This window comes from Staphylococcus simulans, assembly GCF_003043455.1.
Classification (GTDB): domain Bacteria; phylum Bacillota; class Bacilli; order Staphylococcales; family Staphylococcaceae; genus Staphylococcus; species Staphylococcus simulans_A.
Genome location: NZ_PZGG01000072.1, coordinates 1 through 10863, shown reverse-complemented (window position 1 = coordinate 10863; position 10863 = coordinate 1). Strand labels below are relative to the sequence as shown.

The window sequence follows — 10863 nt, the reverse complement described above, 5'->3', positions numbered from 1 at the left end:
ATATTGGACTAATATTGCTGTATTAATTGATAAAAAAGATGATTTTACTACTGACAATGAATCACCCTCGAATCTTAATATTTTCATTGATATATTTAAAAATAATTATGGGAAGCTGTTATTTATTGCTTTTATCTCACTATTTATTAATGTTGTTGGTATTGTCGGGGCTCTATATTTTAAATTATTAATTGATCATATTATTCCATCCAATGTTCTTACAAATTTACATATTATTAGCTTAGGTATTTTACTTTTATACATAATCAATGCATTCATTAATTATTTAAGGTTTCAACTTATTTTACATTTAAGTTTGAAAATCGATGTTAATTTAATGAAAGATTATTTTTATCATGTTTTACATCTTCCGATGAACTTTTTTGATACACGTAAATCTGGCGAAATCCTACAACGTTTCATGGATACATCTAAAATTCGTGAAGCTTTATCATCTTCAACGGTAACGTTGTTAGTTGATACTTTCATGATTATTATCGGTGCTATATTACTTTATATGCAAAGTCCTTTGTTACTACTGATAACAATTATTTTTATACCTTGTTTTATTATTTGTAGTTACACTTTACGTAAACCTTTTGAAAAATATAATCAAAAGGTGGCTGAAAAGGATGCTGAATTGAGTTCATATTTAATAGAATCTTTTGATGGTAGTAATACTATTAAAAGTTATCAATCTGAAGACGATCGTTTCTACATGGGTACTACTAAATTTAACGGTATTATTGAAAACTTATTAAAACTGGGTAGATTTTCTAATATACAATTAACGGTTAACAACTTTTTAAAATTAACTATCAGTCTTGTTATATTGTGGCTTGGTAGTTACTTAGTCATGACGGATAGTATGACGTTAGGTAGTTTATTAGCTTTTAATGCCTTAACTATTTATTACCTTGATCCTATTGAACGTCTAATAAATATTCAACCGACACTGCAATCTTCATTTGTTGCAGCACGCCGTATTGCTGAAATAACTGATTTAGAAACCGAAAATGAATTATATACTTCTAAACAACCTTATACTTTTAAAAACAACATTCGCATTGAAAATTTAGACTTTCAGTATGGCTTTCGAAGTGTGGTATTAAAAGATATTAATTTAAATATAAAAAAAGGGCAAAAGGTTGCTATTGTTGGTGAAAGTGGTAGTGGTAAATCAACTATAGGTAAGTTACTCAATCGCTATTACACTGCTTCAGAAGGTAATATTATGATTGATAACTATAGTATTGATGATATTGATCTTTCCGACTTGCGTAAGAATATAGGCTATGTTTCACAAAACACATTCCTTTTTGCTGATACAATTAAAAATAATCTTTTACACGGTAGCAATAAATACAAAAGTGACGAAGATATCGTTAAGGCTTGTCAATTAGCAGAATCCCTAGATTTCATACAGAAATTACCCGGTCAGTTTAACACTATGTTAGAAAAAGAAGGCGCTAATCTATCGGGTGGACAAGCCCAACGTTTATCTTTAGCCCGTACATTTTTAAAAGATCCTGATATATATATTTTCGATGAAGCTACAAGTGCTTTAGATAGTTTAACTGAAAACAAAATTATGGAACATATCGACATACTAGCTCAACGTGGTAAAACCGTAATTGTTATTTCACATAAGTTAAGCACTATAAAAAATGCTGATAATATCTATGTTTTAAATGAGGGTCAAGTTGCTGAGAATGGTACACATGATGAGTTAATTCATTTAAACGGTATATATAAAAATTTATGGCAACTTCAAATGAAAATAGACTAATTTTATATTAATATACGATATTCATTAAACATATTTCGATGATAAAAAAATAAATTCAAAAAAAAGCTCGTTTAATTGTTTATTTACATTCTCTTTGCATTCTCTTTATATTCCCATGTTAAATTATAAAATGTAAGATGAAATTATTTAAAGGAGGACTATTTCAATGGAAACACTAAATGAAAAAGAATTAAAAGATATCAATGGTGGTCGTGAAACTGGTTGTTCTGGTAATTTTGAAGAAGATGGAATAATGTGCAATATAGGACAAGGTATTGGTAATTTAGTTAATCTAGTCACAAGAAAATAATTTAAAGGAGGACTATTCCATGAAAACACTAAATGAAAAAGAATTAAAAGATATCAATGGTGGTAAAGGGATTGTTGGTGAAATCACTGGCGAAATCACTGATATTGGTAATGCCATTTCAAATGGTTGGCATGATGTAAAAGAGGGTTATGGTACTCGAAGATAGGACTCATTATTTAAATTAAAAGAGTCCGGGACATAAAGTTCTTGGATAAGTGAATAAAAGACAATTTCTATTGAAATAATATAGAAATTGTCTTTTTTATATTTAGATTGCAACAACATTAGTTGCTTGTTCGCCACGTTGACCGTCAACAATGTCGAAATCTACGTTTTGACCATCTTCTAAAGATTTATAACCTTCACCAGCAATGCCAGAGAAGTGAACGAAAACATCGCTGCCATTTTCTCTTTCGATAAAACCAAAACCTTTTTCTGAATTAAACCATTTTACTGTACCGTTATTCATATAGAATACCTCCGAGTGCTTTTGCACATAATATTTGTAACAACTTCATTTATAAAAAAGAGGATATTCTAAAAAATACACTACAATTAAATTCACGAGCTTTATTACGTTAGATTAAGTATACGCTTATTTCTTTGTTAAGTACAGCTTTAATTTTAATAGCACGCATTTATGCCGAGAAAATTTATTGATCAATGAGAAGAACCCTTAACTAAACTTGTAGACGAATGTCGGCATAGCGTGAGCTATTAAGCTGACCATTCGACAAGTTTTGGGTTTGTTAAGGGTTCAGAGGCTCAACGTCAATAAAGCAATTGGAATAAAGCATATTTGGGAAAGAATAAGATGCAAATCTAAAATAGATAATCATTCCAAAATGAGTTAATGACGGCTCTTTTAAGTTTTTCTGTGTTTCTTATTTATGATTTTATAAATAGAATATATAACAACTATTATTATAGTTAATAAGTCAAAAGATAGAGCGAATGCATCACTAAATGCTTGTTTTAGCCAAAAGAATCTTATGATAAACAATAAGATTGATTGTATGATTACAGCTATAAAAATATTTATAACGGGTTTGTCTTTTATAAAGTTATAAACAATGTATGAAATAACTGAAATAGTTATTAAGAACATAAATATGTGTGGTGTCATTTAAGGTCTCCTTGGTTATAAGATGATTAATGTAATAGCTTTAGTAGCTATCCAAGCTTCGTTGTTAGTTAAGCCGAGACCTTTCATTCTTTTATATATATCATTTTCTATATCATCAGTAAAATGATCGAAAGTTTTTACAGCACCATAAAATTTACTTTGAGTCCCAATTTTCTTTTTTATATTAGGTGGTAATGTTTTCCAAGCTTGTTTTATAACAGCTTTTGTAATGCCGATCTTTCCACGGTTAGAAGTGCCATTTTTAGAAATACCTTTGATTTCACCTGTTTCTCTTAGTAATTGCATTTGTTGTTGGTTATTATAGTTATTATTTTTGACAATAACTTTGAAACTATCTTTAGATTTGGGTGATAAGGCTTGATATTGTTTGTCGCCTTTTACTTCTTGAGAAACATCTGTATTTTTTTGGATATTTTCAGCTTTAGCAATAGGGTTATTTAGAGTACTGCCAACGCCTGTAGTTAGCAATGTTCCAGCTATTGTAGCAGATATAAGCTTTTTCATTATATAAAACTCCTTTATCGAGATATTCTCCCAATAAAACATTCCCGAATACAAGATAACATAAAAAGAGCATTAACTTTTGGATTAATATCTTTTTTTACATTTTTATTTTAAATTAAAGGAGTTTAATATTAGTTTTTATTGTCGTATTTCAAAACGAGTGAAACGAGTTTCTTCTTGTCTTGATGGTTATTTTTAACTTTATCAACTCGTAATGCTGTAGATGGTAAAACATTAGAAGAGAGTTTGACTGAAATAACTAAAGTATTTCATAAGTTGTTTAAATATTAAAAAGTAAGTAATAACTTAATTGGTTTTATGCGTTCAACAGAGGTAACTGTTAATCATAAAGATGGTAGTTATAATCAGCACATGCATGTACTACTATGTGTAGAATCAAAATACTTTATTAGAGGTGCTGAAAATTATATTTCTCAAGAAGAATGGGTTAGGTTATGGCAAAAAGCACTTAAGGTTAACTATAAACCTGTAGCAAATATTAAAGCGATCAAGCCGAATAAAAAAGGCGATTCAGATATACAAACAGCAATTAAAGAGACATCAAAATATTCAGTGAAGTCATCAGATTATTTAACAGGGGACAAAGAAAAAGATATAGAAATTGTGAGTGATTTAGAACAAGGTTTGTATCGTAAGCGTATGTTAAGTTATGGCGGTTTATTAAAAAAGAAAACATAAAGAATTGAATTTGGATGATGCTGAAGAGGGTAATCTCATTCATACAAATGAAGATGAAAAAGTGACGGATGAAGAAGCACAGGCGTATTCGATTACTGCAATTTGGAATTTTGAAAAACAAAATTATTACTTGAAGAATTTGTAATGCTAGCTGATCAGCTAGCATTTTTCATGTTGATTTAAACTTTGATATTTAGTCTTTTCATACAAAAAATACAAAAAAATGAATATCCTATATATCCTAGAGTTGTTCAAATCTAGGATATTCGTATCCTAGACCTTTAATAAAGACCGTCAAATCAATGAAAAAAATATCCTATGGGAAGCTCTGAGTGGTATTTATGTAACATGTTGCATTCTATGTACTAATACACTTCGCTGTTTCATAGGCTAAAAAATACGGATTTACTTCAATTGCTTTAATATCAAGGATTTGGTGTTGTTTGCATGAGCAAATGAGTGCAACGAATGTTAGGAAAATCTTTCAGCTATGCTGAATACCACCAGGGGTGGTACTGGATTTTCTTATGCTCATGTAAAATATCCTACGCAAATATCCTAAGTTTTTGACGGTGTATATTTTATGTATAAATCAAGTAGGGATATTTTTCTGTTATAAGCTTATATTTACGCTTTAAACGCTTATATTGGAACTTGAGTATAAAACCAAAAGAAACACAGAGTTTGCTCTAAATACCCCCTTAAAATGCAAAATGAGATTATTAATTATAAAACGTTCAAACAAAAAAACTCTTAATAAGTCTTTTCAACTTATTAAGAGCAATTGTTAAATTAATTACGGAACTAATTGATTAGTTCTGGCGGAGGAGCTACAACTCCTCCTTCATTTCAATTATAACAAGAACACGCATTTATGCCGAGAAAATTTATTGATCAATGAGAAGAACCCTTAACTAAACTTGAAGACGAATGTCGGCATAGCGTGAGCTATTAAGCCGACGATTCGACAAGTTTAGGGTTTGTTAAGGGTTCAGAGGCTCGTTGTCAATAAAGCAATTGGAATAAATAAATCTTGTATACATTAATTTAATTCGAATTATAAATTAATATAAAAGGTGGAATTTATCGGTTTATAATGTTATTTTAATTCATGTATAATATATATACATATAAGGAGATGTTGAATTTGAAAAAATTATTAACTTCGACAGTGGCAATTTCAGTTTTGCTGAGTACCTTTAACCAGTCTTTTGTATCAGCAGATGAAACAAATCCGAAAAATAACGAGCAGCAGCAATTATCAGATATAATGAAAGGAGAAAGGTTAAGTGCTTCTCAACAAAAAGAAATTGATAAAGATTTTGTAGAGAGTGGTTGGCAAAAGAAAAAAACAGTTGATGGTTCAACTATTTATACTATGGATGATGCAACGATGATTGCAAAAATGAAAGAAAATGCAACGGTTGAACAAAGAAAGCAAATTGAAAAAATAGAAAAAGAACAGCCATCAGAATCATTTAGGGCTAAGAAAGGTGTAAATTCATTTAAAATTTCAAAAAATGGTAATTTCACGTTAAAAATGAATAAAACAGTAACATTAATGGTCGCTGGCGGTGGAGGATCTGTTGCTGGTTCGTTAGTTGCTTTGATTCCAGGCGTAGGTTGGAGTATTGCTGGTGCGTTAGCTTCAACTTTAATAGGGATATTTGCAGGAGAGACTATTCAAGGAGGAGTAGAAGTTAAAGGTTTAATTCGTACTACTCAACCTAAAGTTGTCGTATATAGTTGGAAGTATCAATAAAAAGAGAGGTCTTATTATGTTGATATACTTAAAAAGCACATTTCTTAATTTGGATAGTGTTCTTCTTGGAGTAAGTATTTTTATCTCAGTTTTTTTAAGTTCGCTTATTATAAAAAACTCGAATGCTAATACTTCATTAAAGGTAATACTTGTTTCAGTGTTTTCCTTAATTTTATTTATAATAATATATGGAGTATTAAAATTGTTGTTTTCTAATTAGTTTATATATAGATGTTACTATTTTGAAACGAGTGAAAACGAGTTTCTTCTTGTCTTGATATCAATAATAGATATTATGGTTGGCTTAACCAATGAAGAGAAAAAAGAATTAGAAAATATGGAAATGCGTAAAGTTGAATTTAAATATAAACTCGTTCTTACAGAAAAAATGATGAAATGCTAGGACAATAAGCAGTTAAAATAGAAGTTCAACACATGTGCAATAAACACTTGTGTTGAGTGTACATGTGTTAGTTAACTAAATTATCTATATGAGGTATGGTTAAAAGTAATTGTATTATTGAGGTATACTTTATTTTCACAAATGAAAGTCTCCAAAATATATTAGACAAAAGTAAAAATACAATTACTAAAATAAAAAAAGAGCTGCAAGAAGTAGGGTTGCTTGAACAAATTCGTACAGGCTTTAACAAGCTGAACAAATTATATTTGCATGATAAAAAATTAACATATCATAATGATCATACACATCATTCAAATCACTACAATTCAAACTTTAATGATGAGTCTTTAAAATTCCAATTACTCTAAGAATTACTGCAAAATATTTAAAACTATTTAAGTAACTTTTCTGTACTTGAAATTGAAATTATCAAATCTGTACTATCAAGACAAGAAGAAACTCGTTACACTCGTTTCAAAAATACACAAATACACGTGCTTATGAAATACATAAACACGTGTAAACACTAACTATCTATTTTTTATAAACAGTACTATATAAACACAAGTCATTAAAAGAAAAGGAATAGTCAATAAAAAGACTTTTAAATGACTTATATTAGAAACCCACAAAAACAACGATAACATAAATACATAACTCAAAATCACAATAAAAAATATTGGCCAGTTGAAGATTTTTCTGTCATACATAGTTATCCCACCTTTTAACAGCCAGCTACATATCCGCCAGAAGCACCGCCAATACCGCCACCGATAGCTCCTACAACGCCACCACTAACAGTTCCAACAATAGGAAGTGTAACAGTACCAACAGCAGCTCCTCCTAAGCCACCAGTTGTCGCACCACCGATAGCTCCTCCTACAGTTCCAATTACACATTTAGCAGCTCCTCTTTCTTGTTGCTGCTTAACAACTTGAACACCCAACTTACCATCCTCTTCAAAATAAACTAAAGTCGCGTCTTCGCCATTTTTATCTTTTGCTGTTACAGGTAATTGCTCAGTTTTTCCAGAATGAGTATCTTTTATCGTAGCTATACCATTTTCATCAACATTGTATGTAATCCCTTTGTTCAAATCAATTCTAGCCACGTTATCATTAATTTTCGAAATTGTTCCAGCACTTTTTTTGGAAACCATAGATGAATTAGCTTCAGCAGCTTCAGAATCATTGTCAATCCCAACAGGGCTAAATACAATTCCAGAAGCCATGACAAATGCAAGAGAACCTTTTATAATTTTTGAACTATTAATATTATACATTGTAAAAACTCCTTGTCTCAGAATTTAAACAATCCCTTAATAAACATCCCAATCTATAATATATCATATTTTTGCTTTATTCCAATTGCTTTATTGACGTTGAGCCTCTGAACCCTTAACAAACCCGAAACTTGTCGAATGGTCAGCTTAATAGCTCACGCTATGCCGACATTCGTCTACAAGTTTAGTTAAGGGTTCTTCTCATTGATCAATAAATTTTCTCGGCATAAATGCGTGCTATTAAAATTAAAGCTGTACTTAACAAAGAAATAAGCGTATACTTAATCTAACGTAATAAAGCTCGTGAATTTAATTGTAGTGTATTTTTTAGAATATCCTCTTTTTTATAAATGAAGTTGTTACAAATATTATGTGCAAAAGCACTCGGAGGTATTCTATATGAATAACGGTACAGTAAAATGGTTTAATTCAGAAAAAGGTTTTGGTTTTATCGAAAGAGAAAATGGCAGCGATGTTTTCGTTCACTTCTCTGGCATTGCTGGTGAAGGTTATAAATCTTTAGAAGATGGTCAAAACGTAGATTTCGACATTGTTGACGGTCAACGTGGCGAACAAGCAACTAATGTTGTTGCAATCTAAATATAAAAAAGACAATTTCTATATTATTTCAATAGAAATTGTCTTTTATTCACTTATCCAAGAACTTTATGTCCCGGACTCTTTTAATTTAAATAATGAGTCCTATCTTCGAGTACCATAACCCTCTTTTACATCATGCCAACCATTTGAAATGGCATTACCAATATCAGTGATTTCGCCAGTGATTTCACCAACAATCCCTTTACCACCATTGATATCTTTTAATTCTTTTTCATTTAGTGTTTTCATGGAATAGTCCTCCTTTAAATTATTTTCTTGTGACTAGATTAACTAAATTACCAATACCTTGTCCTATATTGCACATTATTCCATCTTCTTCAAAATTACCAGAACAACCAGTTTCACGACCACCATTGATATCTTTTAATTCTTTTTCATTTAGTGTTTCCATTGAAATAGTCCTCCTTTAAATAATTTCATCTTACATTTTATAATTTAACATGGGAATATAAAGAGAATGCAAAGAGAATGTAAATAAACAATTAAACGAGCTTTTTTTTGAATTTATTTTTTTATCATCGAAATATGTTTAATGAATATCGTATATTAATATAAAATTAGTCTATTTTCATTTGAAGTTGCCATAAATTTTTATATATACCGTTTAAATGAATTAACTCATCATGTGTACCATTCTCAGCAACTTGACCCTCATTTAAAACATAGATATTATCAGCATTTTTTATAGTGCTTAACTTATGTGAAATAACAATTACGGTTTTACCACGTTGAGCTAGTATGTCGATATGTTCCATAATTTTGTTTTCAGTTAAACTATCTAAAGCACTTGTAGCTTCATCGAAAATATATATATCAGGATCTTTTAAAAATGTACGGGCTAAAGATAAACGTTGGGCTTGTCCACCCGATAGATTAGCGCCTTCTTTTTCTAACATAGTGTTAAACTGACCGGGTAATTTCTGTATGAAATCTAGGGATTCTGCTAATTGACAAGCCTTAACGATATCTTCGTCACTTTTGTATTTATTGCTACCGTGTAAAAGATTATTTTTAATTGTATCAGCAAAAAGGAATGTGTTTTGTGAAACATAGCCTATATTCTTACGCAAGTCGGAAAGATCAATATCATCAATACTATAGTTATCAATCATAATATTACCTTCTGAAGCAGTGTAATAGCGATTGAGTAACTTACCTATAGTTGATTTACCACTACCACTTTCACCAACAATAGCAACCTTTTGCCCTTTTTTTATATTTAAATTAATATCTTTTAATACCACACTTCGAAAGCCATACTGAAAGTCTAAATTTTCAATGCGAATGTTGTTTTTAAAAGTATAAGGTTGTTTAGAAGTATATAATTCATTTTCGGTTTCTAAATCAGTTATTTCAGCAATACGGCGTGCTGCAACAAATGAAGATTGCAGTGTCGGTTGAATATTTATTAGACGTTCAATAGGATCAAGGTAATAAATAGTTAAGGCATTAAAAGCTAATAAACTACCTAACGTCATACTATCCGTCATGACTAAGTAACTACCAAGCCACAATATAACAAGACTGATAGTTAATTTTAAAAAGTTGTTAACCGTTAATTGTATATTAGAAAATCTACCCAGTTTTAATAAGTTTTCAATAATACCGTTAAATTTAGTAGTACCCATGTAGAAACGATCGTCTTCAGATTGATAACTTTTAATAGTATTACTACCATCAAAAGATTCTATTAAATATGAACTCAATTCAGCATCCTTTTCAGCCACCTTTTGATTATATTTTTCAAAAGGTTTACGTAAAGTGTAACTACAAATAATAAAACAAGGTATAAAAATAATTGTTATCAGTAGTAACAAAGGACTTTGCATATAAAGTAATATAGCACCGATAATAATCATGAAAGTATCAACTAACAACGTTACCGTTGAAGATGATAAAGCTTCACGAATTTTAGATGTATCCATGAAACGTTGTAGGATTTCGCCAGATTTACGTGTATCAAAAAAGTTCATCGGAAGATGTAAAACATGATAAAAATAATCTTTCATTAAATTAACATCGATTTTCAAACTTAAATGTAAAATAAGTTGAAACCTTAAATAATTAATGAATGCATTGATTATGTATAAAAGTAAAATACCTAAGCTAATAATATGTAAATTTGTAAGAACATTGGATGGAATAATATGATCAATTAATAATTTAAAATATAGAGCCCCGACAATACCAACAACATTAATAAATAGTGAGATAAAAGCAATAAATAACAGCTTCCCATAATTATTTTTAAATATATCAATGAAAATATTAAGATTCGAGGGTGATTCATTGTCAGTAGTAAAATCATCTTTTTTATCAATTAATACAGCAATATTAGTCCAATAT

The 10863-nt window shown here is 29.8% G+C and carries 11 protein-coding genes and 2 pseudogenes; 7 read left to right on the top strand and 6 right to left on the bottom strand.

What is annotated here, in order from left to right:
* The 3 genes from BU038_RS10730 to BU038_RS10720 all read left to right on the top strand — a co-directional run.
* A partial coding sequence (locus tag BU038_RS10730; RefSeq protein WP_107606034.1) for a peptidase domain-containing ABC transporter occupies nt 1-1789 on the top strand: 1789 nt, incomplete at its 5' end.
* Between the two features lie 166 nt (nt 1790-1955).
* The gene (locus BU038_RS10725; protein WP_105977927.1) at nt 1956-2099 is read left to right on the top strand and encodes a bacteriocin; all 144 of its coding nucleotides are present in this window, start codon (nt 1956-1958) and stop codon (nt 2097-2099) included.
* Between the two features lie 19 nt (nt 2100-2118).
* Entirely contained in the window at nt 2119-2265 is a 147-nt protein-coding gene (locus BU038_RS10720; protein WP_105977926.1) for a bacteriocin, read from the top strand.
* A gap of 102 nt (nt 2266-2367) precedes the next feature.
* Here the strand turns inward: BU038_RS10720 and BU038_RS10715 are convergent, their stop codons facing one another.
* Nucleotides 2368-2568, bottom strand: a complete 201-nt coding sequence (locus tag BU038_RS10715) for a cold-shock protein (RefSeq protein ID WP_013626369.1) — start codon at nt 2566-2568, stop codon at nt 2368-2370.
* A gap of 672 nt (nt 2569-3240) precedes the next feature.
* On the bottom strand, nt 3241-3750 hold the full coding sequence (locus tag BU038_RS10705; RefSeq protein ID WP_105980553.1) for a hypothetical protein: 510 nt from the start codon (nt 3748-3750) through the stop codon (nt 3241-3243).
* A 186-nt stretch (nt 3751-3936) separates the two neighbouring features.
* On the opposite strand from BU038_RS10705, the pseudogene BU038_RS10700 reads away from it, so the two are divergent.
* The 3 genes and pseudogenes from BU038_RS10700 to BU038_RS12790 all read left to right on the top strand — a co-directional run.
* A pseudogene (locus BU038_RS10700) lies at nt 3937-4594 on the top strand (protein rep); the annotation flags it as partial.
* Nucleotides 4595-5596: 1002 nt separating this feature from the next.
* Entirely contained in the window at nt 5597-6211 is a 615-nt protein-coding gene (locus BU038_RS10695; RefSeq protein WP_107540470.1) for a hypothetical protein, read from the top strand.
* A gap of 522 nt (nt 6212-6733) precedes the next feature.
* A pseudogene (locus BU038_RS12790) lies at nt 6734-7099 on the top strand (replication initiator protein A); the annotation flags it as partial.
* 239 nt (nt 7100-7338) lie between these two features.
* Here the strand turns inward: BU038_RS12790 and BU038_RS10680 are convergent.
* Nucleotides 7339-7896 (bottom strand): hypothetical protein, encoded by a 558-nt coding sequence (locus BU038_RS10680; RefSeq protein WP_105977882.1) that lies wholly within the window; start codon nt 7894-7896, stop codon nt 7339-7341.
* Between the two features lie 399 nt (nt 7897-8295).
* Between BU038_RS10680 and BU038_RS10675 the strand changes: the two genes are divergently transcribed.
* Nucleotides 8296-8496 carry a cold-shock protein gene (locus BU038_RS10675; protein WP_013626369.1) on the top strand — a complete coding sequence of 67 codons (201 nt, stop codon included), beginning with the start codon at nt 8296-8298 and terminating at the stop codon, nt 8494-8496.
* Between the two features lie 102 nt (nt 8497-8598).
* Here BU038_RS10675 and BU038_RS10670 read toward each other — a convergent pair whose 3' ends face one another.
* From BU038_RS10670 to BU038_RS10660, 3 genes are all read right to left on the bottom strand, one after another.
* Nucleotides 8599-8745 carry a bacteriocin gene (locus BU038_RS10670; protein WP_105977926.1) on the bottom strand — a complete coding sequence of 49 codons (147 nt, stop codon included), beginning with the start codon at nt 8743-8745 and terminating at the stop codon, nt 8599-8601.
* 19 nt (nt 8746-8764) lie between these two features.
* The gene (locus BU038_RS10665; protein ID WP_105977927.1) at nt 8765-8908 is read right to left on the bottom strand and encodes a bacteriocin; all 144 of its coding nucleotides are present in this window, start codon (nt 8906-8908) and stop codon (nt 8765-8767) included.
* A 166-nt stretch (nt 8909-9074) separates the two neighbouring features.
* Nucleotides 9075-10863, bottom strand: a 1789-nt coding sequence (locus BU038_RS10660; RefSeq protein ID WP_107606034.1) for a peptidase domain-containing ABC transporter, incomplete at its 5' end; no start/stop codon positions are given.

What these genes read in the sequence shown, in the direction of transcription:
- BU038_RS10680 (WP_105977882.1), bottom strand. Translation starts at nt 7,896, where the DNA reads ATGTATAATATTAATAGTTCAAAAATTATAAAAGGTTCTCTTGCATTT.
- BU038_RS10665 (WP_105977927.1), bottom strand. Translation starts at nt 8,908, where the DNA reads ATGGAAACACTAAATGAAAAAGAATTAAAAGATATCAATGGTGGTCGT.
- BU038_RS10705 (WP_105980553.1), bottom strand. Translation starts at nt 3,750, where the DNA reads ATGAAAAAGCTTATATCTGCTACAATAGCTGGAACATTGCTAACTACA.
- BU038_RS10715 (WP_013626369.1), bottom strand. Translation starts at nt 2,568, where the DNA reads ATGAATAACGGTACAGTAAAATGGTTTAATTCAGAAAAAGGTTTTGGT.
- BU038_RS10725 (WP_105977927.1), top strand. Translation starts at nt 1,956, where the DNA reads ATGGAAACACTAAATGAAAAAGAATTAAAAGATATCAATGGTGGTCGT.
- BU038_RS10670 (WP_105977926.1), bottom strand. Translation starts at nt 8,745, where the DNA reads ATGAAAACACTAAATGAAAAAGAATTAAAAGATATCAATGGTGGTAAA.
- BU038_RS10720 (WP_105977926.1), top strand. Translation starts at nt 2,119, where the DNA reads ATGAAAACACTAAATGAAAAAGAATTAAAAGATATCAATGGTGGTAAA.
- BU038_RS10675 (WP_013626369.1), top strand. Translation starts at nt 8,296, where the DNA reads ATGAATAACGGTACAGTAAAATGGTTTAATTCAGAAAAAGGTTTTGGT.